Annotated in this window: 22 protein-coding genes and 1 riboswitch; of the genes, 15 read left to right on the top strand and 7 right to left on the bottom strand. The window is 69.5% G+C overall.

The annotated features are described in order from the left end of the window. The first annotated feature begins 25 nt into the window (after window positions 1–25). Complete coding sequence (hflX, locus tag ACWEV3_RS06380; RefSeq protein WP_452612979.1) at window positions 26–1,393, top strand: GTPase HflX; 1,368 nt, start codon at window positions 26–28, stop codon at window positions 1,391–1,393. Beyond that, a complete protein-coding gene (locus ACWEV3_RS06375) occupies window positions 1,390–2,445 on the top strand; it encodes a hypothetical protein (RefSeq protein ID WP_452612872.1) in 1,056 nt (351 codons plus the stop codon). The genes hflX and ACWEV3_RS06375 overlap by 4 nt, the downstream gene beginning before the upstream one ends. 151 nt (window positions 2,446–2,596) lie before the next feature. On the opposite strand, the gene lexA is transcribed toward ACWEV3_RS06375, so the two are convergent. Then, window positions 2,597–3,322 carry a transcriptional repressor LexA gene (gene lexA / locus ACWEV3_RS06370; protein ID WP_452612871.1) on the bottom strand — a complete coding sequence of 242 codons (726 nt, stop codon included), beginning with the start codon at window positions 3,320–3,322 and terminating at the stop codon, window positions 2,597–2,599. Window positions 3,323–3,551: 229 nt separating this feature from the next. Between lexA and ACWEV3_RS06365 the strand changes: the two genes are divergently transcribed. The 4 genes from ACWEV3_RS06365 to ACWEV3_RS06350 all read left to right on the top strand — a co-directional run bounded on the left by ACWEV3_RS06365 (window position 3,552) and on the right by ACWEV3_RS06350 (window position 9,086). Beyond that, window positions 3,552–4,016, top strand: coding sequence for a LysM peptidoglycan-binding domain-containing protein (locus ACWEV3_RS06365; protein ID WP_452612870.1), 465 nt, complete (start codon window positions 3,552–3,554; stop codon window positions 4,014–4,016). Window positions 4,017–4,404: 388 nt separating this feature from the next. After that, a complete protein-coding gene (gene nrdR / locus ACWEV3_RS06360) occupies window positions 4,405–4,899 on the top strand; it encodes a transcriptional regulator NrdR (RefSeq protein WP_132482893.1) in 495 nt (164 codons plus the stop codon). Between the two features lie 178 nt (window positions 4,900–5,077). Continuing rightward, the gene (locus ACWEV3_RS06355) at window positions 5,078–7,906 is read left to right on the top strand and encodes a vitamin B12-dependent ribonucleotide reductase (RefSeq protein ID WP_452612869.1); all 2,829 of its coding nucleotides are present in this window, start codon (window positions 5,078–5,080) and stop codon (window positions 7,904–7,906) included. A gap of 190 nt (window positions 7,907–8,096) precedes the next feature. Next, window positions 8,097–9,086, top strand: a complete 990-nt coding sequence (locus ACWEV3_RS06350) for an outer membrane protein assembly factor BamB family protein (RefSeq protein ID WP_452612868.1) — start codon at window positions 8,097–8,099, stop codon at window positions 9,084–9,086. Between the two features lie 280 nt (window positions 9,087–9,366). Here the strand turns inward: ACWEV3_RS06350 and ACWEV3_RS06345 are convergent, their stop codons facing one another. Continuing rightward, window positions 9,367–9,957 (bottom strand): TetR/AcrR family transcriptional regulator, encoded by a 591-nt coding sequence (locus ACWEV3_RS06345; protein WP_452612867.1) that lies wholly within the window; start codon window positions 9,955–9,957, stop codon window positions 9,367–9,369. 83 nt (window positions 9,958–10,040) lie between these two features. Here ACWEV3_RS06345 and ACWEV3_RS06340 point away from each other — a divergent pair, with 83 nt between their 5' ends. Both ACWEV3_RS06340 and ACWEV3_RS06335 read left to right on the top strand, forming a co-directional pair. Then, complete coding sequence (locus tag ACWEV3_RS06340; RefSeq protein ID WP_452612866.1) at window positions 10,041–10,547, top strand: hypothetical protein; 507 nt, start codon at window positions 10,041–10,043, stop codon at window positions 10,545–10,547. 107 nt (window positions 10,548–10,654) lie between these two features. Next, window positions 10,655–10,750: riboswitch (ZMP/ZTP riboswitch) on the top strand. 25 nt (window positions 10,751–10,775) lie between these two features. Next, entirely contained in the window at window positions 10,776–11,636 is an 861-nt protein-coding gene (locus tag ACWEV3_RS06335; protein WP_452612865.1) for a bifunctional 5,10-methylenetetrahydrofolate dehydrogenase/5,10-methenyltetrahydrofolate cyclohydrolase, read from the top strand. Window positions 11,637–11,639: 3 nt separating this feature from the next. Here ACWEV3_RS06335 and ACWEV3_RS06330 read toward each other — a convergent pair whose 3' ends face one another. Both ACWEV3_RS06330 and ACWEV3_RS06325 read right to left on the bottom strand, forming a co-directional pair. Next, window positions 11,640–12,068: a hypothetical protein gene (locus ACWEV3_RS06330; RefSeq protein WP_452612864.1), complete on the bottom strand. Its 429-nt coding sequence runs from the start codon at window positions 12,066–12,068 to the stop codon at window positions 11,640–11,642. A 59-nt stretch (window positions 12,069–12,127) separates the two neighbouring features. Next, window positions 12,128–13,135, bottom strand: a complete 1,008-nt coding sequence (locus ACWEV3_RS06325) for a helix-turn-helix domain-containing protein (RefSeq protein ID WP_452612863.1) — start codon at window positions 13,133–13,135, stop codon at window positions 12,128–12,130. A 51-nt stretch (window positions 13,136–13,186) separates the two neighbouring features. On the opposite strand from ACWEV3_RS06325, the gene ACWEV3_RS06320 reads away from it, so the two are divergent. Further along, window positions 13,187–13,579, top strand: a complete 393-nt coding sequence (locus tag ACWEV3_RS06320) for a cupin domain-containing protein (RefSeq protein WP_452612862.1) — start codon at window positions 13,187–13,189, stop codon at window positions 13,577–13,579. Between the two features lie 116 nt (window positions 13,580–13,695). Here the strand turns inward: ACWEV3_RS06320 and ACWEV3_RS06315 are convergent, their stop codons facing one another. Beyond that, complete coding sequence (locus ACWEV3_RS06315) at window positions 13,696–14,619, bottom strand: NAD-dependent epimerase/dehydratase family protein (RefSeq protein ID WP_452612861.1); 924 nt, start codon at window positions 14,617–14,619, stop codon at window positions 13,696–13,698. Between the two features lies 1 nt (window position 14,620). Further along, a complete protein-coding gene (locus ACWEV3_RS06310; protein WP_452612860.1) occupies window positions 14,621–15,016 on the bottom strand; it encodes a hypothetical protein in 396 nt (131 codons plus the stop codon). Window positions 15,017–15,181: 165 nt separating this feature from the next. Between ACWEV3_RS06310 and ACWEV3_RS06305 the strand changes: the two genes are divergently transcribed. From ACWEV3_RS06305 to ACWEV3_RS06285, 5 genes are all read left to right on the top strand, one after another. After that, the gene (locus ACWEV3_RS06305; RefSeq protein WP_452612859.1) at window positions 15,182–15,763 is read left to right on the top strand and encodes a TetR/AcrR family transcriptional regulator; all 582 of its coding nucleotides are present in this window, start codon (window positions 15,182–15,184) and stop codon (window positions 15,761–15,763) included. 73 nt (window positions 15,764–15,836) lie between these two features. Then, complete coding sequence (locus ACWEV3_RS06300; protein ID WP_452612858.1) at window positions 15,837–17,018, top strand: MFS transporter; 1,182 nt, start codon at window positions 15,837–15,839, stop codon at window positions 17,016–17,018. A 282-nt stretch (window positions 17,019–17,300) separates the two neighbouring features. Then, window positions 17,301–18,449 (top strand): methyltransferase, encoded by a 1,149-nt coding sequence (locus ACWEV3_RS06295; protein WP_452612857.1) that lies wholly within the window; start codon window positions 17,301–17,303, stop codon window positions 18,447–18,449. Between the two features lie 182 nt (window positions 18,450–18,631). Further along, entirely contained in the window at window positions 18,632–19,387 is a 756-nt protein-coding gene (locus ACWEV3_RS06290; RefSeq protein WP_452612856.1) for an SDR family oxidoreductase, read from the top strand. Then, window positions 19,384–19,803, top strand: a complete 420-nt coding sequence (locus ACWEV3_RS06285) for a hypothetical protein (RefSeq protein ID WP_452612855.1) — start codon at window positions 19,384–19,386, stop codon at window positions 19,801–19,803. The genes ACWEV3_RS06290 and ACWEV3_RS06285 overlap by 4 nt, the downstream gene beginning before the upstream one ends. On the opposite strand, the gene ACWEV3_RS06280 is transcribed toward ACWEV3_RS06285, so the two are convergent. Continuing rightward, on the bottom strand, window positions 19,751–20,050 hold the full coding sequence (locus ACWEV3_RS06280) for a hypothetical protein (protein WP_452612854.1): 300 nt from the start codon (window positions 20,048–20,050) through the stop codon (window positions 19,751–19,753). The two genes, ACWEV3_RS06285 and ACWEV3_RS06280, sit on opposite strands and share 53 nt — an antisense overlap. Window positions 20,051–20,207: 157 nt before the next feature. Between ACWEV3_RS06280 and ACWEV3_RS06275 the strand changes: the two genes are divergently transcribed. Then, window positions 20,208–21,989, top strand: a complete 1,782-nt coding sequence (locus tag ACWEV3_RS06275; RefSeq protein ID WP_452612853.1) for a Xaa-Pro dipeptidyl-peptidase — start codon at window positions 20,208–20,210, stop codon at window positions 21,987–21,989. Window positions 21,990–22,060 lie beyond the last annotated feature (71 nt).

Genomic DNA, 22,060 nt, shown 5'->3' with positions numbered 1-22,060 from the left:
CACTGCGGAACCGTCCACGGGCGAGATGGAGCGCGCAGACCGTGCGTCGCTGCGGCGGATCGCCGGGCTGTCCACCGAGCTCGCGGACATCACCGAGGTCGAATACCGCCAGCTCCGCCTGGAACGCGTGGTGCTGGTCGGAGTCTGGACCGACGGCGACGCGGCGCACGCCGACGCGTCGCTGGACGAGCTTGCGCGGCTCGCCGAGACCGCGGGCTCGCAGGTGCTGGAAGGCATCATCCAGCGTCGCGACCGCCCGGACCCCGGCACCTATGTCGGCTCCGGCAAGGTCCGCGAGTTGCGTGACATCGTCGTCGCGACCGGGGCGGACACCGTCATCTGCGACGGCGAGCTCTCGCCCGGCCAGCTGCGGCAGCTGGAGGAGAAGCTCAAGGTCAAGGTGGTCGACCGGACCGCCTTGATCCTGGACATCTTCGCCCAGCACGCCCGGTCCAAGGAGGGCAAGGCGCAGGTCGAGCTCGCCCAGCTCCAGTACTTCCTGCCGCGCCTGCGCGGTTGGGGTGAGGCGATGTCCCGGCAGGCCGGTGGCCGGGCGGGGGCGAACGGCGGCGTCGGCACCCGTGGTCCCGGTGAGACCAAGCTGGAGACCGACCGGCGGCGCATCCACAAGCGCATCGCCAAGCTCCGCAAGGAACTCGCCGCCATGCGCACGGTGCGCGGCACCAAGCGCGGTCGCCGCGAATCCAACGAGGTCTCCAGCGTGGCCATCGCCGGCTACACCAACGCCGGGAAGTCCAGCCTGCTCAACGCGTTGACGGGCGCCGGGGTGCTGGTGGAGGACGCGCTGTTCGCCACCCTGGACCCGACGACCCGCCGGGCGGGCACGCCGGACGGCCGCGAATACACGCTGACCGACACGGTCGGTTTCGTCCGGCACCTGCCTCACCAGCTGGTCGAGGCGTTCCGCTCGACCCTCGAAGAGGTCGGCGGTGCGGACCTGCTGGTGCACGTCGTGGACGGCTCCGAGGCCTCGCCGCACGAGCAGGTCGCCGCGGTGCGCGAGGTGCTGAACGAGATCTCCGAGGACCACGAGACGGCGATGCCGCCGGAACTGCTGGTCGTCAACAAGATCGACTCGGTCGACGCCACCCGGATCGCCGAGCTCCGGAGGCTGTTGCCGAACGCGGTGTTCGTCTCCGCGCGAAGCGGCAAGGGCATCGAGCAGCTGCGCGATGCCATCGCCGACCGGCTGCCGCGACCCGACGTCTTCGTCGACGCGCTGGTGCCGTACACCCGCGGCGAACTCGTGGCGCGGGTGCACGCGGACGGCGAAGTGGTCGACGAGGAGCACACCCCGGAGGGCACCAGGATCCGCGCGAAGGTCCGGCCGGACCTGGCCAGCGCGCTCCAGCCGTTCGTGGGAATCGGGTGAGCACTGCCGGTGCGAGTGGTGCGGCTGTTGCCGTGCTGCTGCTGTCGGTGGCGTCGGGCGTGGTTCCGGCCGCCGCCGCGGAGCAACCGCTCGCACCGGTCGAGAAGTGCCGTGTCGGGGACAAGCGCCTAGCCGAGCTGTCCGGTCTCGCGTCGGACGGTTCCGCCTGGTACGCCATCAGCGATGGCGGCAGCTCGCTGCGGGTGTTCGTGCTCGACCCGACCGATTGCTCGGTCCGTGGAGTCCGGACGGCCTCCAACGATCCGTACGACGTCGAAGACCTCGCGCTGGGGCCCGACGGATCGCTCTGGCTGGCCGACACCGGGGACAACCGCCGCCGCCGGGACAACATCGGATTGCACGTGATGCCGCCGGGCGGCGGCGCGACGCTTTACCACCTCACCTACCCGGACGGGCCGCACGACGCGGAAGCGCTGCTGCTCGACCGGGCCGGCGTGCCGCACATCGTCACGAAGGAACCGCTCGGTACTGCCGGGGTCTACCGCCCGAGCGCTCCCTTGGCGGCGGACCGCACCGTGCCGTTGGAACGGGTGGGTTCGATCTCGCTGCGCTCCACCCAAACCCCGGGCGGTCCGGTGCGCGGCGCGTTCGGTTCGGTGCTGGTGACGGGCGGGTCCGTGAGCCACGACGGCACGCTGGTCGCCATCCGCACCTACACCGAGGCGTACGTGTACAACGCGCCGGACGGCGACCTGGTCGCGGCGTTCCAGCGCGAACCGCTGCGCATCCCGTTGCCGAACGAGCAGCAAGGCGAGGCGATCGCTTGGGAACCGGACGGTGCGTTGCTGTCCGGGTCCGAAGGAAACCAGCCGGTCCGCCACATCCCCGGAGTCGCGGCGGCCGCGCGAACGTCCGGCGCGCAGGGCGAAGACACTGCGGCTCCGCCGCCGGGCGGCGACGCGGACCAGGCCCAGCCGCCGGCCGCCCCGGGTGGTACCGGGATGTCGACGGGGCAGGCCCTGTTCCTCGCGGCCGCGCTGTCCGGACTGCTCATCTTCGTGACCCGTCGGCTGCGCCGCCGCGCCCGCTAGAACCGCCGACCCGAGCGGCCTTCACGGGTTTCCATCAATTGCGGGGTGGTCACCGCAGTGCACTCGCCGTCGCCGCTGCGGGATTCCCGGCTCATGTCGAGCCCGGGAATCCCGCAGCGAGCGTCCGGTGGGGGCGCCGGTTGCCTGGAGCTCAGAGGCGTCGCAGCACCGCGACGACCTTGCCCAGGATCGCCGCGTCATCGCCGAGGATCGGCTCGTAAGCCGGGTTGTGCGGCATCAGCCACACGTGGTCGTCGGTTCGCTTGAACGTCTTCACGGTCGCTTCGCCTTCGATCATCGCGGCCACGACGTCACCGTTGTCCGCGTCGGGCTGCTGGCGCACGGCGACCCAGTCGCCGTCGGTGATGGCGAGGTCCACCATCGAGTCACCGACGACCTTGAGCAGGAAGAGCGTGCCGTCTCCGACGATCTCCTTCGGCAGCGGGAAGACGTCCTCGATGGACTCCTCCGCCAGGATCGGGCCGCCGGCCGCGATCCGGCCCACCACCGGCACGTACGCGGGCTTGGCCTGCCCGGCCATCTCGGGGGAGTCGGGCTCGCCACCGACGAGCACGCCGACGGTGCGTGGTCGGTGCGGATCTCGGCGCAGGTAGCCCTTTCGCTCCAGCACGCGGAGCTGGTACGCCACCGAGGACGTCGAGGTGAGCCCGACGGCGTCGCCGATCTCGCGGACGCTTGGCGGATACCCGTGCTCGCGCATCCACTTCCTGATGGCCTCCAGCACCTTCAGCTGGCGGTCGCTGAGCTCGTCGGTCCCGCTGGGCTGCTCGGGCAGGGTGTGCACGTCGGCCCGGGAGTCGTCGTCCTTGACGTCCTGTACGCGGCCCTTGATCGAGCCGGTCGCATTCCTCGCCACCGCTGCCTCCTGTCTGTGTGAACTGCTCCGTGTGAACTGCGGTGCTGATCGCGGGGGGAGTGTCGGTCCGCCCGATTTCCACAGTAGACGCGAGAAACCCAGAGATCAAACACCTGTTCGAGTTAATTTTGGGCCTTAAGTCTCGCCTTGCGGTGTGCTCGTGGTACACAATCGCACGCAGGTTCGATCGAACATTCATTCGATCATGAATTCGGGTTCGGGAGGCGTCATGACCACGTTCATCGATGCGGCGAGGCGGGCGCGTCCTGTCGAGCGGGAGGTCGCCGACGGGCGGCAGGTGGGCGAGTCGGTCGCGGCGCCGCGACTGCGCCACGGTGTCCGGCGGGCACCCGGTCGCGTCGTCTTCCGCGCGCCGGATGCGCCGGCCGAGGAGTCCGTCGCGGCGTGCGGCCGGGCTCGCCGGAGCGGCGAGTGGCTGTGGCTGACCTCGGTGGCGATCTTCACTTTCCTCATTGTCATGCTGGTGGGGTTGTTCGGGCTCGGCGACGCGCCGGTGGCGGGCGGCGACGCGGTCGTCGAAGTGCACGCCGGGGACACGTTGTGGGGGATCGCGGGCCGGGTGGCGCCGGGCAGCGACCCGCGCGCCATGGTCGCGAAGATCGTCGAGCTCAACGGGCTGGACGAGGCCGCCCTGGAGGCAGGCCGCCTGCTGGTGGTCCCGGTCGGCGATTGATCGGTGTCCGGGTCGGTGCCGGGGGTGGCGTCGGCCGGTGATCGATCGACTGCCGGGCACCGTCGGGCGGTCGTCGTCGGGTGGGCGTCGGTGTGATGGCGGCTGGTTGCGGCTCGGTGTCCGGGGGTCCGGGGCCGCGGCTTCGGCGGCGACCAGCGGGTTCTCGCGGTCGGTGTCGATCGGCGTCGGCCGGGCGCGCCGAGAGGGCGTGTCGAGTTTGCGCCGCGGTACGCCGCGGATTAGAGTCGACCACAACATCTAGTAGTTACGTCCGTGTATTTAGTCCATGGGTTGGGCTTGTAGGGTGTTCGAGCGCCCACGGACGGTGAGTTGGTCGACGGTCGCCGAGGTGTGATCGCGGCCAAGCCGGGGAAGGGGGTGAGGGCCGGTGCGGTGCCCGTTCTGTCGCGGCGAGGACTCCCGGGTCGTCGATTCGCGCGAGGTCGAGGAAGGCCAGGCGATCCGGCGCAGGCGATCGTGCTCGACGTGTGGTCGGCGGTTCACGACCATCGAGGAGCTGGTGCTTTCGGTGGTCAAGCGTTCCGGCGTCACCGAGCCCTTCAGCCGCGAGAAAGTGGTCCGCGGCGTGCGGCGCGCCTGCCAGGGGCGCCCCGTCGAAGAGGACGCGCTGCAGCAGCTCGCGCACCAGGTGGAGGACACGGTCCGGTCCCTCGGGGTCTCCGAGCTGCCCAGCCACGAGGTGGGGCTGGCGATCCTGGGGCCGCTGCGGGAGCTGGACGAGGTCGCCTACCTGCGGTTCGCGAGCGTGTACCGGGCGTACTCCTCGGTGGAGGACTTCGAGAAGGAGATCGCCGACCTGCGCGCGGCGCGCCGCGCCGCGCAGGCCGGTGCGGAGCAGAACGCGGAGACCGGCCGTGAGTAAGCCGCGTCGGCGGACGCCCCGCCGAGGGGGCGGAAACGCAAAGCGTCAGCCGGCGGCCCAGGGTGGGGCGCCGCTGAGGATTGAGGCACGACCGAACCGGACGGGGAGCCCGGACGGGGCCGACGAAGCACGACGAGCGAGCGACACGCGCGCGATCAAGAAGGAAGAGGGTCAGGTCATGACAGAGACCGTCGGTAGCCCGGCCGGCGCATCGGGGGAGTCGGCAACAGGTGCCCGCGAGGGCATCCGGGTGCAGCGCGTCTACACCACGGAGGGGGTGCACCCCTACGACGAGGTCAAGTGGGAGCGCCGCGATGTGGTGATGACCAACTGGCGGGACGGGTCGGTCAACTTCGAACAGCGCGGGGTCGAGTTCCCCGACTTCTGGTCGCTGAACGCCGTCAACATCGTCACCAGCAAGTACTTCCGCGGCGCGGTGGGCAGCGACGAGCGGGAGAGCAGCCTCCGGCAGCTCATCGACCGCGTCGTGCTGACCTACGTCGCGGCGGGCGTCGAGCACGGTTACTTCGCGACCGACGCCGACGCCGAGATCTTCGAGCACGAGCTGACCTGGATGCTCATGCACCAGGTGTTCAGCTTCAACTCGCCGGTGTGGTTCAACGTCGGCACCAACTCCCGGCAGCAGGTGTCGGCCTGCTTCATCCTGTCCGTCGATGACACGATGGAGTCGATCCTCGACTGGTACAAGGAAGAGGGCCTGATCTTCAAGGGCGGTTCGGGCGCGGGCCTGAACCTGTCCCGCATCCGCTCCTCGCGTGAGCTGCTGTCCTCCGGCGGCACCGCGTCCGGCCCGGTGTCGTTCATGCGCGGCGCGGACGCGTCCGCGGGCACCATCAAGTCCGGCGGTGCGACCCGCCGCGCGGCGAAGATGGTGGTCCTGGACGTCGACCACCCGGACATCGAGGAGTTCATCGAGACCAAGTCGCGCGAGGAGCACAAGATCCGCGCGCTGCGCGACGCCGGTTTCGACATGGACCTCGGCGGCGCGGACTCCAACTCGGTGCAGTACCAGAACGCCAACAACTCGGTGCGCGTCTCCGACGAGTTCATGCGCGCGGTGGAGAGCGACGGCCGGTTCGGCCTGCGGGCCCGGATGACCGGCGAGGTGCTGGACACGGTGCAGGCCCGCGACCTGTTCCACAAGATGGCGAAGGCCGCCTGGGACTGCGCGGACCCGGGCATCCAGTACGACGACACGATCAACGACTGGCACACCTCGCCGGAGACGGGCCGGATCACCGCGTCCAACCCGTGCTCGGAGTACATGCACCTGGACAACTCCAGCTGCAACCTGGCCTCGCTGAACCTGCTGAAGTTCCTGCGCGATGACCTGACCTTCGACGCCGAGCTGTTCGAGAAGGCCGTCGAGTTCGTCATCACCGCGATGGACATCTCGATCTGCTTCGCGGACTTCCCGACCGAGGCGATCGGCGACACCACCCGCAAGTTCCGGCAGCTGGGCATCGGCTACGCCAACCTGGGCGCGCTGCTGATGGCGACCGGCCACGCCTACGACTCCGACGGCGGCCGCGCGCTGGCGGCGGCGATCACCTCGCTGATGACCGGCACCGCGTACAAGCGGTCGGCGGAGTTGGCCGGCGTGGTCGGCCCGTACGACGGTTACGCCCGCAACGCCGAGGCCCACCAGCGCGTGATGCGCAAGCACGCGGCGGCCAACGACCTGGTCCGCACCTACCACCGCAACGACGCCGCCGTGCACAAGCTGGCGACGAAGGTGTGGCAGGAGGGCCTGGAGGTCGGTGCCCGCAACGGCTGGCGCAACGCGCAGGCCTCCGTGCTGGCCCCGACCGGGACCATCGGCCTGATGATGGACTGCGACACCACCGGCATCGAGCCGGACCTGGCGCTGGTCAAGTTCAAGAAGCTGGTCGGCGGCGGCTCCATGCAGATCGTCAACCAGACGGTGCCGCGCGCGCTGCAGGCGCTGAGCTACCAGGACGAGCAGATCGAGGCCATCGTCGAGTACATCGCCGAGCACGGCCACGTGGTCGACGCGCCGGGCCTGCGGCAGGAGCACTACGAGGTCTTCGACTGCGCGATGGGCGAGCGCTCGATCGCGCCGATGGGCCACGTGCGGATGATGGCCGCGGTGCAGCCGTTCATCTCCGGCGCGATCTCCAAGACGGTGAACATGCCGGAGTCGGCGACCGTCGAAGAGGTCGAGCAGCTGTACTTCGAGGGTTGGAAGCTGGGCCTGAAGGCGCTGGCGATCTACCGCGACAACTGCAAGGTCGGCCAGCCGCTGTCGGCGGGCAAGGGCGACAAGGGCGAGTCGGAGAAGGCGGTCGAGAAGCAGATCGAGTACCGCCCGGTCCGCAAGCGCCTGCCGAAGAAGCGCCCGAGCCAGACGGTGTCGTTCACCGTCGGCGGCGCCGAGGGCTACCTGCACGCCGGTTCGTACCCGGACGACGGGCTGGGCGAGATCTTCGTCAAGCTGGGCAAGCAGGGTTCGACGCTGGCCGGTGTCATGGACGCCTTCTCGATGTCGATCTCGGTGGGTCTGCAGTACGGCATCCCGCTGGAGTTCTACGTCTCGAAGTTCCAGAACCTGCGCTTCGAGCCGGCCGGGATGACCGACGACCCGGACATCCGGATGGCCAGCAGCGTGCTGGACTACCTGTTCCGCCGGCTCGCGCTGGACTACCTGCCCTACGAGAAGCGGGCCCAGCTGGGCGTCTTCACCGTCGACGAGCGGGAGGCGCAGGTCAACGGCACCGATGTGGCGCCGGCCGGGCAGGACGCGGCCGTCGAGCTGGACACGATGCGTTCCACCGTGGACTACTCGAAGAAGACCGCGGAGTCGAAGTCCGAGGAGCAGCGGGCGGGCAGCTCGACCGAGCTGCTGGAGCTGCGCCTGGGCAAGGCCGCGGACGCGCCGCTGTGCATGACCTGCGGCACCAAGATGCGTCCGTCGGGCTCCTGCTACCTCTGCGAGGGCTGCGGTTCGACCTCCGGCTGCAGCTGACCGCAGGTGCCTGAGCAGGTGAAATAGCTGTTCAAAGATGGGATGTCAGCCGATTTCGGCTGACATCCCATCTGCTTGCGTTCGATGCAACTGCGCTCGCATTGCTGGCAAGTCCGGCTATCGATCCTGATGTGACGGCGCTACGACGAAATCGGTTGTCTGGTGCCTCGGCCGCTGCTGGACTCTGTCCGTGATTGACATCAGGTGGGAGCGGCGACTGCATCAGGCTGGCTCGGTGCTTGCCTTGGCGCCAGGTCACCTCGTTGTCCACGAGCGGAACACCCGGCTGGTCAGTCTCGACCCGGTGGATGGGTCGGTGCGATGGGACGTTCCCGTCGGCACCTGGCCGCGCGCCGTTGCGATTGCTGGATCACGGTGTCTGGTGATCCCGCAGAACACCGACCAGTTGCTGTGCTTGGACCTCGACTCCGGCGAACGTGTTTGGGCCGCCGGGCCGTACGGGTTTGTCGGACATCTCGTGGTTGCCGGCGATGTGGTGTTCGCGGGCGGCTGGCGTGGCTACACGCCGCTACGCGCATTGGATCTTGAAACCGGTCGACTCCGGTGGAAAACCGATCATCGCGAGCACACCGTCCTGCCCCTGCCAGTAGGGGAGGGCCTGCTGGTCGGTCGACCCGGTGACAACATCGTACGGCTGATAGACCAGCGCGACGCCCGGCCGTTGACCACCTGGACTCTGCCCCAGCCACTCGTCGACCACCGGCCCGCGTTCGTCGCTGACGGGTCCGGCGGCTTGCTCGTGCGCTGTGGCAGTCGTGCCATTGCCCGGCTCGTGCCGTCGACCGGGACGACAGATCTGTTGGTCGAGGCGGAGCATGATCTCGCGCCGGTCGCCGTGAATTGGCTCGACGGACGACTGTGGCTTTGGGAACGCCGTGGTGGGTACACATTGGCGAACGCGGCGGATGGACGGCTGCTGGGGAGAGTCGGTCCTGGCCAGCAACTTGTTCGTTCGGTCGTCCCCACCCGTGGCGGGTTCGTGGTCGCCGACACCAGTGGTGCCCTGCTCCGAGTGAGTCCCCAGGGGCAGATCGATGACCGCGTCGTGGTCGGTCGGCGGATCAGGGCTCTGCGGAGCAGTGCTCCGTCCGGGCTGCTCGTGCTGACGAAGGGATCGCTGCTTGTGGTCGGACTGGGGAATAGCGCACGTCCGCAATAGGTGCTCTGCGCCAGTACCGGGATTCATCGCGCATAGCACAACATCGGGCACCTGAAGCCAAGGCGTGAAGGTGCTGTTGGAAGGGGAGTCGGCCGATTCGGCCGGCTCCCCTTTCGCGTGCGTGGGGCCTGGGCTCGACCGGCCGCAAGATGACCGCGAACCTGGCTCTCACGCTGGACGGGCGTTGCGGGCCAGGCGATTCCGGTGCCATCGCCCCGTGCACGACCACCGAGGTCGCGCGGATACCGCTGGCCGCGGTGACCGTTCCGCCTTCTCTTGATCAGCCTCGACGTGCTGCAGCGGCCGAACTCAACGCGCCCTGCAGCGCGCCGAGGCACGTCTCCCGCAGTTCTGCGCGGGAGAACGCCTCATTCGCCAGCCATTCCACGCAGATCGCGCGGACGAACACCAGCCACGCGTGCAGCGCGGCCGATGCGACCTCGCGGCTCAGGCCGCCCAGTTCGGCCGATTTGAGGATGCGTTGCCGGAGCTGCCCCATCTCGTCGGCGATGATCGCCTGGATCACCGGATCGCCCGACAACGTCCGGTTCGCCGCCAGCACGGTCTGCCGGTTCGCGACGAAGTAGTCGATGTGCGCGTCCAGGCCGGCCGACACCTGTTCGGTCATCGGGCGGGCAGGGTCGACCTTCGCCGCGTCCAGCAGTTCGTCGGCTGCGCGCTGGTAGATCGCGGCGAACAGGTCTCGTTTGCTCGCGAAGTAGCGGTACAGGTTGGCCCGGGAAATCCCGGCCAGCTCCGCTACCTCCTCCATCAGCACGTCGTCGTAGGGCCGCGTCGCGAACAGTCGCGCGCCGATTTCGAGCAGCTCGCCGCGGCGCTGGTCCGGTGGCAGTCGTCGTCGTGCTCCCATGCCGGAAACACTAATTGACGCGTGTCTCGTACGGGTCGTACGCTCATCTCGTTACGAGACATGTGTCTAGTAAGGCGGGTGCGGTGACCGGTATCGAAACAGCGAGCGGCAGGGCGAAGGCGATCGTCGTCCCCGGCGACGTCAGATCGCGCGCCTCACTGCTGAACCCCGACTACCAGGACGCGTTCGTCGTCGAGACCGGCGAAGAAGTTCCTCGGAACGCCGAACGCTGGATCCGGGAGGTTTTCGAATCGGCCCCGGTGCCCGTCCGCGCCTTCCTCCGGATCGGCTGGTCGCTGTTCGGAGCGCAACTCGGCCCGTCGGGATCCCCAGCGCACGTCCTGGGTTGGCAGATCGGCGAGAACCACCCGGACTGGATTCGCCTGGAGGTCTTCTGGAAGCTCGGATTGCGGGCGAACCTGGTGTTGCGCGCGCAATCCTCCTCGATCGTTCTGGCGACCTTCGTCGAGCACCAGCGCAGGGCCGCTCGAATCCTCTGGCCGACGCTGATTCTCGTCCACCGCTGGACCCTTCGCTATCTGCTCTCCCGCGCCGCGCGGCCCACCGTCATCGACAAGACCAGGGGCTGAGGAGTCGTTTCAGAGAGCTCCGGGGATGGTCATCCGAAGCGAAATCGCGCGCGAAGTCGGCAGGCGGTCACGGCCCGCGAACCCGTTCTCCCACCACCCCTATGCTGGGGGCGGGTCGTGACTGGCGTTCGGGTGGAGCACCACCGGGGAACGGCCCGGGTCGGCTGATCGCCGGCTCGCAGCCGCGCGCCTGGGTGCCATCGGAAGACCGACGCCCGAGGAGCGAACGTGGCCGAAACCCTCGATGTCCCCCTGATGTCCGGTACCGAACCGGCACGCGAGATCATGGTTCGCGCCGCCGAGCGCGCAGCGCGATTCGAGCAGCAGACGGGCGAAAAGCCTTGCCTGGCGACCGTTCTGGTCGGCGATGATCCGGCATCGGCGACTTACGTGCGGATGAAGCGGAACCGGTGTGCGAAGCTCGGCATCGAGTCGCGGCACGTTCCCCTGCCGGCTTCCACCACGACGGAAGCGTTGGTCGCCGTGATCACCGAGTTGGCCGATGATCCTGCTGTGCACGGGATTCTGCTCCAGCACCCGGTTCCCGGGCACATCGACGAGCGCGCGGCGTTCGACGCCATCCCGGTCGGCAAGGACGTCGACGGCGTCGGCTCGTCGTCGTTCGCCGCGATGGCGTTCGGCCGCCACGGCTTCGCTTCGTGCACGCCGGCGGGGATCATGCGCCTCCTCGATGCCCACGGCGTGGATCCGAGTGGCAAGCATGCCGTCGTGATCGGGCGCAGTCCCATCCTGGGGAAGCCGATGGCCATGTTGTTGCTGGCGCGCGATGCCACCGTCACGGTCTGCCATTCGAAGACCGGCGATCTGCCGTCCATCGTGCGGACCGCGGACATCGTCGTCGCCGCGGTGGGAAAGCCGGAGTTCGTGCGGGGCGAATGGCTCAAGCCCGGCGCGGTCGTGGTCGATGCGGGCTACAACGAAGGCAACGTCGGGGACGTGGCGTTCGACGAGGCCGGTACCCGGGCGGGACTGCTCACCCCAGTCCCTGGCGGAGTGGGGCCGATGACGATCGCGCTCCTGATGGAGCAGACCGTCGAGGCAGCCTTCCGGCAGGCGGGGCTTCTCTGACGTTCAGCGAAGGTGCCCGTACCGCTCGTTCAGGTCTTCGGCCGTGTCCGGGCTCTCCTCGCTGTCGGTGTATCCGGACTCCCACGGCACCGCGCAGGGCGAGTTGTGCTCCGGGTCCGGGCAGATGACGCGGGTGAGCTCGTCCCGGAGGACGTCCATCTGGGGACGGGAGGTGAGCAGGCCGACCCGGATCTGGTGGATGCGCCGGGATCCGGTGTCGGCTTCAGGGTGCCCGAACCCCCATTGCCGGGGGAGGTCCTCGTAGAACTCGGTGAGCGGCATGGACGCCGAGTTCTCCTGTCGCGCAACGGAGAGCTGGTACGGCACTGCGCGGCCGTCCAGCAGCCGGGTCCATCCTTCGGTGAGCCGCGCTGTGTCTTCTTCGGTCGCGTAGAAGCCGATTTGGATCTCGAAGAGGCGTTCAGGCGGCACGGGTTCTCCAGGACGGGCAGCGGTTGGCGGTGCACTCGACGGTAGCGCGGGGCACGGGGCTACCGCTCGCCATTTGTTCGTCGCCGGGGTTCTCCGCCGGTTGGCGCGGTGAGGCCGAACTTCCGGCGGTACGCAGTGGGCGTGAGGCCGGTCCGGCGACGCATCTGGGCGCGCAGGTTGGCTGCCGTCCCCAACCCGCTCGCTGCGGCCACGCGGTCGATCCGGAGCTCGCCGCGCTCGATCAACCGGCAGGCCAGCGCCACGCGCTCGGAGGTGACCCACTCCAGCGGCGTGGTTCCCAACTCGACCTGGAACCTGCGGTGCAGCGTCGCCGGGCTCACCGCGGCTCGCTCGGCCAGGTCGGCCACCGCCATCGGCTGGTCGAGCCGTCGCTGCGCCCAGGCCAGCACCGGGCCCAGGGATGCGTCCGGCACGGCCGCGACCGGGCGTTCGATGAACTGCTGCTGCCCGCCATCGCGGTGCGCGGCGAACACCAGTCGGCGGCTCACCGCATTCGCGATCTCGGCGCCGTGGTCGCGGCGGATGAGGTGCAGGCCGAGGTCCAGCGCGGCAGCGCTGCCCGCGGCGGTCAGGACATCGCCGTCGTCCACGTACAGAACATCCGGCTCCAGCCGAACCGCCGGGTAGCGGGCGGCGAACAACTCGGCCCACCGCCAGTGCGTCGTCGCCCGGCGACCGTCGAGAACGCCTGCTGCGGCCAGTGCGAAGGTCCCGGTGCAGAAACTCACCAACCGGGCGCCCCGCTCGGCGGCCCGCCGGATGGCCTGCAGCACCGCAGGTGCCGGCGTCACCTCGGGGTCGGGCCTGTTCGGGACGATCACGGTGTCGGCCTCCTCGACCGCTTCCAGGGTGGCCACCCCGGACATCGTGAACAGCCCGCGGTGCATGCGCACCGCCGGTTCGGCCGCGCAAAGCGTGCACTCGTACCACGGCCGGTCCAGCTCGGGTCGGCGCAATCCGAACAGTTCCGTGGCCACACCCAGCTCGAACGGGTTCGAGCCCTCGTCGACGATCACGGCAACCCGGTGCGAGGATTCTTGCGGCATGTGCAATTCCTAGCACTCCCGCGACGACTCGTCGCCGGACAGGATCGCGTCGTGAGTGATGAACCGATCGACCTGCAAGCCGCGCTGGGGGCCTTCGATGCCCTGTGGAGCCCCAGGATCGTCACGCAGGTCAACGACTACGACGTCCGGATCGCCAAGGTGGCCGGCGAGTTCGTTTGGCACAGCCATGACAACACCGACGAGTTCTTCCTCGTCCTAGAAGGAGAACTGGGCATCGGACTGCGTGACGCCGACGGCGAGCGCGTCGTCACCCTGCCCCGAGGATCGGTCTTCGTCGTCCCCCGCGGCGTCGAGCACCGCCCGTTCTCGACCGGCGGTGCGTCCATCCTGATGTTCGAGCCGACCGGGACGTCGAACGTCGGCGACCGGCACGACCGGATCCCCGGCCACATCACGGCGACCACCGGACACGCGCTCGCCTGACCAGTGGGAGCGGAGAGCCGTTCGGTTCCCCGCTCCCACTGGTGATCCCGCAGCCGAGGCCCGCGCCGGTTGGTTCCGGCTCACGCGAACCCCCGTCAAGCGGAGGGCGGCTCGGGTCAGGCGGTTACCGACCGCAGGCCTTCCCGGTACGTCGGGAACTGCGGCGCCCAGCCCAGCTCGCGCTTGGCCTTGCCGTTGTCCAGCCGGATGTGCGTGCGGACCAGCAGGGAATGCAGGTAAGGGGTGACGCGCAGCAGCCAGCCGGGAATCCGCCGCGGAGCGGGTGCGCCGACGGCGGCCGCCACGGCGTCGAGGTAGTCATCCATGCCGACGGGCTCGTCGTCGACGATGTTGTACGCCTGGCCGGCGCGGCCGCGTTCGAGCGCGGCGACCGTCGCGGAGGCCGCGTCGGCGATGTGGATGAGGTGCATGGTCCCCGCCGGGCGGGGCACCGGAAGCCGGCGCCGCCGGGCCATGTCCATCATCGAGAGGGTGGACCGCTCGGGCCCGTAGAACAAGCCGTAGCGCAGCGCGATGCCGTCGATGCCCGCCGCGCCGAGCACCTGGTCCTCATTGGACCGGAGCGAGCGCAGGTGGCGGTCGAATGCGCCGCGACCGGGCTGCCCGTACGGGTGTTCTTCGGTGAGGCGGGCCGGGCCGTGGTCGCGCCAGCCGTAGCCGAGGAAGAACGACTGCGTGATGAAACGGGTTGCGCCCAGGTTCTTCGCCGCGCGCAGCAGGTTGCGTGTGCCTTCCTCGCGCAGTGCATCGGTGGCGTAGAGGTCGCGGTGGAACGTCGGCGTGCGGGTGATCGCCGTGGCCTGGTGGATCACCGCGTCGGCGGTTCGCCCGTCGAGGGCGGTGAGCAGCGCGTCCGCATCCATCACGTCGGCGACCACGGGTTGGACCCCGGCGGCGCGCAGGCGTTCGGCTCCGCTGGTCGTGCGGGTGAGTCCGAGCACGGTATGGCCCGCGGAGAGAAGTAGGGGGAGCAGCTCGGAGCTGATCGTCGCCGTTGCACCGGCGAGCACGATTCTCATGTCAGATCTCCGTTCTGGTCGTCGAGCGGCGCAGGCTGCGCACCCGGGCCGCGAGAGCGACCGCGGCGATGGCCGAAACGGCCAGCAGGGACCACCCGTCGGACGGGTGGCCGCCGCCCGTGTCGAGCATGTGGTTGATCGCATGCAGGATGTTGGTGAGCGCGAAACCCGCCAGCACGACGGCGAGGACGTCGCGCCACCACAGCGCGGCGAGCATCATCAGGCCGATGCCGATCTGGAAAACCCCGGCGTCGTGGAGGAAGTGCTCGTGGTTCGGCCAGTTGGCCCACTGCGCGAAGCTCGCGGGCGCGAAGCGGCACCAGGCGCCGAGGATCACCATCATGGCCGCCCCCAGGACGGTGATCGTCGTGATGAAGGCGTGTCTGCGGGTTCTCATCTGCTGCCCTCCCGGGTCGGGTGAAGTCCGGCGTTCGTGCAACAGACGAGACCGGCCGGGCGGATGTGACAGGGCCTCTCGTCGAGCGGAACGGGTGTCCCGCCCGACCGGTATTGGACAGCGCGTTCCAAAAATTGGTAGGGTCGCCGCATGGCACGACCGAGGTTGTTCGACGAGGAGCGGGCACTGGAAGCGGCGATGCGCACCTTCTGGGCGAATGGCTACGAGGCCACCTCCACGCAGGACCTGTGCGAGGCGACTGGTCTCGGGCGCAGCAGCATCTACAACACCTTCAGCAGCAAGCACGACCTGTTCATGCGCGCGCTGACCCGCTACATCAACACGACCTCGACCGTTCAGCTCGCGATCCTGGAGGACTCCGGGCGATCCGAGGTGGATCGCATCCGCGCGCTGCTCGCCGTGATCGTCGATACCGAGCTGGAGAACCGTCGCGACGGGCGCAGCTTCGGCTGCCTGACGGTCAACTCCACCGTTGAGCTCGCCGGACGCGATCCGGAGGCCGCGAAGCTGCTCGATCGCGACAACGAGGCGCGGCTGGCCGCCCTGCGGGCCGTGATCGAGGCGGGGCAGCGGGATGGTGGGATCGCGTCCGCGCGTGATGCCGATTCGCTGGCCCGCTTCGTCAACGCGGTGATCGGCGGCATGCGGATCGCCGGGCAGGCGGGTGCCGATCGGGCCGTACTCGAGTCCATCGCCGAAACCGCTATGGACGCGTTGGTCCGCTGAAATCGCGTTCATCTGCCGGGTGTCCTTTTGCGCCCAAGTTTTGAACTGATCAATCTAAAATCTGGAGAGCGTCATGCCACGCGCTGTGTACATACTCGCCCTCGGCATCTTCGCCATGGTGACCAGCGAATTCGTGGTCGCCGGGCTGATGCCGCAGATGGCCGAGGGACTTTCGGCCACCATCCCGCAGATCGGCTACCTCATCACTGCCTTCGCGGCGGCGATGGCCTTCGGCGGACCGTTCCTGACCGTCGCGCTGCTGAGGATGAGCCCGAAACTCGCGCTGCTGGCCCTGTTCGCGATCTTCCTCGCAGGCAACCTGCTCGCGGCCACCGCCACCGGCTACAGCCTCATGTTGGTGGCCCGCATCGTGACCGGTGTGGCTTCCCAGGCGTTCTTCGGGATCGCCATCTCGCTCAGCGCGCAGCTGACCCGCCCGGAGGTGCGCGGTCGGGCCATCGCGGTCGTGATGAACGGCCTGATGCTCGGCACCTTGCTGGGCATGCCGTTGTCCACATTGGTCGGTGAGCGGTTCGGCTGGCGGGCGGCGTTCTGGGCCATCGCCGCGCTCGCCGTCATCGCCGCGCTGTGCACCGCGCTCGGCGTGCCGAAGCTGGGGCTAGCCGGCGATGAGGGGAACTTCCGGCAGGAGATCGTCGCGTTCCGCAAGCCGAAGCTGTGGCTGGTGCTGACCACCAGCACGCTCATCATCGGCGCCACCTTCGCCGCCTTCAGCTACTTCAACCCGATCCTCACCCAGGTCACCGGGTTCAGCACCGGCGCCGTCCCGTTGCTGCTCGTCGCCTACGGCGCCGCCACGGTGGTCGGCAACACGATCGTCGGACGCCTCGCCGACCGGTACACGATCCCGGTCCTGCTCGGCGGGCTGGTCCTGAACGCGGGCTTCCTCATCGGCTTCGCGCTGCTGGCGCACCTCAGCGTGCCCGCGGTCGTCTTCATGCTCGGCATCGGCCTGGTCGGGGTCACCATGAACCCGGCGATGATCACCCGAGTGCAGCGCACCGGCAACGCCCGGCCGCTGGTCAACACGGTGCACTCGTCCTTCATCACGTTCGGCGTGATCATCGGGTCCTGGATCGGCGGGCTGGTCATCGACGGATTCGGCCTGCGAGCGCCGCTCTGGCTGGGCGCGGGCCTGGCCGGGCTCGGCATCGTCACGCTCCTGCCCGACCTCGCCCGCCGGCGGCGGCCCGCGGCGCAACCTGCCGCGGAGCCGAGCCTCGCGAGCCAGTAGCCCGCGGTCGTGAGTGGCGGTGGCCGCCCTGGCGAGCCACTGCCGCTCATGCCGTCCGGCTAGACTCCGTGGCGTGATGACACCCGTTCATGCTGCTGTGGTCGGTTAGTTCCGGGCTGCTGCCCCGACCGGCCGATCGACGTGCCCGTGCCCCTTGGCCGGGAAGTTCGTGCTGATCCAGCGACTCCGCTGTTGCTCGCCGGGTGCCGGGGCGCAAGCCGTCCACTTCTCACCTTTCGCAGGTCGCTGACCTGCGCTCGGCCGCATCAGCAGGAGCGGTTCATGAATCTTTCCCCTGGCAGTGCTGCGCGCCCGCAGCACGTCGTTTCCGAAAGCGGTGTCCTCCGCTGGCTTTCGGCGAACGGTTCGCGCCCACCGGCGCGGATCGTCGACGCGGATGACCGGATGTCCGCGAACGAGGCGCACCGGTTGGTCTCGCGAGGAACGGGCTTGCTGTGGCGCGGCGACTTCCACAACGCGCGCCAACTGCTCAGCGCCGTGTCTCGCCGCCTCCAGCGGAATCTGCGAGGCGGCTCGTCCGCTGCCGAGTCGTTCCGGCTGCATCGACAGCAGCAGGCGCGCCGAGCACGCGCGCTGGCGCTGGTTCTGGTGCGGCTCGATCCCGGTCATGCGTTGAACCTGCGGCGCGCGCCGGATGTCCGGACGGCGTGCCAGGAGGCGTACGGCCCGGCGGACACCCCGTACGTGGTCCCGCTGCGGGAGCTGCTCGGCGTGATCGGGGCTAGCGAATGGCGCCGGAAGGGCGTTCCGGTCCCGGCGCTCGGCGCGCGAATCCACCCGCACTACGGCGTTTTCGCCCCCACCAGAAGCGAGTACGTGGACCTGGTCGCCGGAAGCCCGATGCCGTCGGCGGAACTCGCCTTCGACATCGGCACCGGGACGGGTGTGCTGGCGGCGGTGCTCGCCCGCCGTGGCGTCGAACGCGTCGTGGCCACGGACACCTCGGAGCGAGCGGTCCGGTGCGCCGAGGACAACGTCGGGCGGCTGGGTCTCGCCGGGCGGATCGAGCCGGTGCAGGCCGACCTGTTCCCGCCCGGGCGCGCGGAACTGGTCGTGTGCAACCCGCCGTGGCTGCCTGCGAAACCCCATTCGCTGCTCGACCACGCCGTTTACGACCCGGGAGGCCGGATGCTCCTGGAATTCCTCGCCGGGGTGCCGGGACACCTGAAACCTGGCGGCGAGGCTTGGCTGATCCTCTCGGATCTCGCCGAACGCCTCGGATTGCGCACCCGAGACGAACTGCTCACGGCCATCAGCGGGGCCGGGCTCCGCATCGCCGGGAGATCGGACGCCCGGCCGAGCCATCCGAAGGCCGGGGACCCCACCGATCCGCTGCACGCCGCCCGAGCCGCCGAAGTCACGACGTTGTGGCGGCTCGCGCCGGTTGGGGACGACACCATCCGGACGTAGCCTCGGGCCAGTCGTCTTGCTGCACGCGGTGTTCGTGCGCTGGCGGGAGCGGCGATTCGAGGTGGACCGCGTCGGTTCCGGCGAGGGTGCTGCAGCCGTGGCACCCTCGCTGGGCGGATGACCTGTCACATCCGGCAGGGCCGCCTCGTCCTACCGGTGACCAGCTCAGGAAGGACGGGTAGATGCAGAAGCCGATCCTGGTGACAGGTGGGACGGGCACGTTGGGCAGGGCAGTGGTGCGGCAGCTGCTCGACGCCGGGCACGAAGTGCGGGTGCTCAGCCGCGGCCCGCGCCCCGCGAACGTCCAGCACGGGTGGGCGACCGGGGATCTGCGCACGGGAGCGGGCATCGACGCGGCGACCTCCGATGTGGACGCGATCGTGCACTGCGCCACCACGTTGGGGCGCAAGGACGTGGCAGCCACCCAATGCCTGATCGATGCCGCGCGCCGCAACGACGTCCCGCACCTGGTCTACATCTCGATCGTCGGCGTGGACCAGGTGCCGATCCCGTACTACCGCGCCAAGCTCGAAGCGGAAGAGCGGGTGACGAACTCGGGGCTGCCGTGGACGATCCTGCGGACCACCCAGTTCCACGACCTGATCGCCCGCATCACCTCGGCGCAGCGCCGGTCCCCGGTGGTCGCGGCGCTCGCCGGGGTGAACTTCCAACCCATCGACGTCCGCGACGTCGCGGAGCACCTGGCCGAGCTCGCGGCCGGGGCACCGGCCGGCCGGGTAGCGGACATGGGCGGGCCGGAGGTCCGCAGTCATCGCGACCTGACCCGGGCCTACCTGGATTCGACCGGGCGCCGCCGAATCCTGCTGCCGGTGAGGTTGCCGGGCGCGGCGTTCGGCGCCTACCGCCGAGGCGGTCACCTCGCTGCGGACAACGCCGTCGGCCGCATCACCTTCGACGACTTCCTGGCCGGGCGGTGACGGTGCGCGCCTGGCTGCGGGCAGGCTTGATCTTCCTGACGTTCGTGCACGTCGCAGTGGGTTCCTGGACGCTGCTCTTCCCGCACTCGTTCTACGGCCGGGTACCGACGGTGGGCGACTACCCACCGTTCAACGAGCACCTCTTCCGCGATTACGGCGCGATGAACCTCGCCATGGCCGTGGTGCTCGGCACGAGTGCGGTGCTCCTGGAACGGACACTGGTCTACGTCGCTCTGACGTCGAACCTCGTCTGGGCCGTTCCGCACCTGGCGTTCCACGCCGCGCATCCGCCGCACACCGCGGGGATGTTGCTGGTGGTGGCGCTCGGCGTGAACGTGACGATCCCGGTGGTGCTGCTGGTGCTCACCCGCGGCGCTTTGCCAGCAGGTGAGCGGCGACGGCTGTCGCGCCGGTGACCGCGAACACCGACGGCCAGGCACCGACCTTCTTGGCCAGCGGGTGCGAGCCGGCCAATGCCGCCGTGTAGGTGGCGCCCAGCGCGAGGGCCGGTGCCACTCCGGTCCGTCGGCGGCACAGCTCCATCGCGCCCAGGCCGGCGCCCGCGGCCACCACGCCGCCCCAGTGCCGGTGCTTGGTCGCGCGGGCGACCGCGAAGCCGCCGATCAATCCGGCCGAGGTCAACAGGCTGGACGGAATGGACATGCTCGCTCCTCGCGGTTCGGTTGCGGCCCCCCGATACGACTCTACTGGGCGGCACGCGGTGGGCTCTGGCGTAAACCCGCCGGGAGAGTGTTTGACTTCGCGTTCCGCTGTAAGAAAAGTGCTGGTGTCGATTCCCCTTCGGTCCCCGGGAGCCTGCATGCGACGCGTTCGGATGGGTCTGCTGGCGGCGGTTTGCGTCCTGCCGCTCACCGGGATGCCAGCTCTCGCGGAACCACCGCAGGGCCCGGTGTTCCAGGACGGCGAGGCACAACCGGTGTTCGACCCGGCGCGGGCGGTGCGCGAGGACCTGTTCGTCACCGCGCCGGTGGACAGCGATCGCGACGGGCAGGACGACGTCGTGCACGTCCAGGTGGTGCGGCCGGCGGAAACGACGCAGGGCCTGCGGGTGCCGGTCGTCTACCAGGCCAGTCCGTACTTCTCGGGCGGGAACGACGTGCCGAACCACAACGTCGACACCGAGCTGCACGTGCCCGAGAAGCCGGGCAACCGGACCATCCGCACCGCCGGTGGCGACGAACGCATCGCGGCGGCAGCCGACATCAGCTGGGCCTACGAGGAATACCTGCTGGCCAGGGGATATGCGGTGGTGTACGGCGAATCGCTGGGCACCGGGCTGTCCAGCGGTTGCCCGACCACCGGTGCCGAGAACGAGACGATCGGCGCCAAGTCGGTGGTCGACTGGCTGAACTCCCGCGCACCCGGGCACGACGCCTCCGGCGCGCCGGTCGAGGCGGCCTGGGCGACCGGCAAGGTCGGCATGATGGGCGTCTCCTACAACGGAACCCTGCCGAACGCGGTGGCCAGCACAGGCGTCGAAGGGCTGGAGGCGATCGTGCCGATCGGCGCGATCTCGAACTGGTACGACTACTACCGCTCGGACGGAGCGGTGGTGGCGCCCGGCGGCTACCAGGGCGAGGACGCCGACGTGCTGGCCAAGTACGTGCACACCCGGGCGGACCGGGAGCCGTGCCGGACGGTGCTCGACCAGCTCACGGCGGACCAGGACCGGATCACCGGCGACTACAGCCCGTTCTGGGACGAGCGGAACTACCTCGACGACGTCGACAAGGTCCACGCCGCGGTGCTGTCCGTGCACGGGCTCAACGACTGGAACGTCAAGACCCGGCAGGCCGCGCAGTGGTACGCGGAGCTGCGGGAACACGACGTGCCGCACAAGATCTGGTGGCACCAGTCGGGGCACACCGACCCGCTCCGGCTGCGGGAGCAGGAGTGGCTTCGCACGTTGAACCGGTGGTTCACCCGGTACCTGTACGACGTGCCCAACGGCGTCGAAGGCGAGCCGAGGGCCACCGTGCAGCGGGAGGACGGCAGCTGGGCGGACGAGGCCGAGTGGCCTGCGCCGGACGCCCGCGAGGTGACCTTGCGGCCCACCCCGGGTGGCCCCGAGCGAGGCGGGCTCACGGCCGCGCGGGTTCCGGGCCGGGTTTCGGAGGGCCTGCGCGACGACGCGGGCCAGTTGGCGGAAGACCTGGCGGCGGCGCCGAGTTCGCCGAACCGGCTCGCCTACTTCAGCGCCCCGTTGGCGGTTCCGGCCCGGGTCAGCGGCACGGTCCGGGCCGAACTGGCGCTGACCTTCGACCGGCCGGCCGCCAACGTGACGGCGCTGCTGGTGGACCAGGGGCCGGACGGCGCGGTCACGGTGGTCACGCGGGGCTGGGCGGATCCGCAGAACCGGCATGCGATCGACCGGACGTCTCCGATCGAGCCGGGGAAGAACTACTCGATCAACGTGGTCATGCAGCCCGACGACTACGTGTTCGCGCCGGGGCACCGGCTCGGGATCGTCGTGCTGTCCAGCGACCACGACTTCACGTTGCGCCCGAAGCCGGGTGCCGGGCTGGAGCTCGACCTGTCCCGCACCCGGTTCCAGCTGCCGGTCGTCGGATCGGTCGAGTAGGCCGACCGCGACGAAGATTCGCGATTGAGGCGTGGAAACGGAGAGTTAGCGTCGAAGTAGTGATGCGATTG

The organism is Saccharopolyspora sp. NPDC003752, from assembly GCF_053605825.1.
This window is presented reverse-complemented; position numbering and strand designations above follow the sequence as displayed.

Coding starts and splice junctions, on each gene's coding strand:
- ACWEV3_RS06280 (WP_452612854.1), bottom strand. CDS start 20,050: ATGTCCATTCCGTCCAGCCTGTTGACCTCGGCCGGATTGATCGGCGGC.
- ACWEV3_RS06325 (WP_452612863.1), bottom strand. CDS start 13,135: ATGCCGCAAGAATCCTCGCACCGGGTTGCCGTGATCGTCGACGAGGGC.
- ACWEV3_RS06355 (WP_452612869.1), top strand. CDS start 5,078: ATGACAGAGACCGTCGGTAGCCCGGCCGGCGCATCGGGGGAGTCGGCA.
- ACWEV3_RS06275 (WP_452612853.1), top strand. CDS start 20,208: ATGCGACGCGTTCGGATGGGTCTGCTGGCGGCGGTTTGCGTCCTGCCG.
- ACWEV3_RS06290 (WP_452612856.1), top strand. CDS start 18,632: ATGCAGAAGCCGATCCTGGTGACAGGTGGGACGGGCACGTTGGGCAGG.
- ACWEV3_RS06300 (WP_452612858.1), top strand. CDS start 15,837: ATGCCACGCGCTGTGTACATACTCGCCCTCGGCATCTTCGCCATGGTG.
- ACWEV3_RS06295 (WP_452612857.1), top strand. CDS start 17,301: ATGAATCTTTCCCCTGGCAGTGCTGCGCGCCCGCAGCACGTCGTTTCC.
- ACWEV3_RS06310 (WP_452612860.1), bottom strand. CDS start 15,016: ATGAGAACCCGCAGACACGCCTTCATCACGACGATCACCGTCCTGGGG.
- ACWEV3_RS06315 (WP_452612861.1), bottom strand. CDS start 14,619: ATGAGAATCGTGCTCGCCGGTGCAACGGCGACGATCAGCTCCGAGCTG.
- hflX (WP_452612979.1), top strand. CDS start 26: ATGGAGCGCGCAGACCGTGCGTCGCTGCGGCGGATCGCCGGGCTGTCC.
- ACWEV3_RS06345 (WP_452612867.1), bottom strand. CDS start 9,957: ATGGGAGCACGACGACGACTGCCACCGGACCAGCGCCGCGGCGAGCTG.
- ACWEV3_RS06365 (WP_452612870.1), top strand. CDS start 3,552: ATGACCACGTTCATCGATGCGGCGAGGCGGGCGCGTCCTGTCGAGCGG.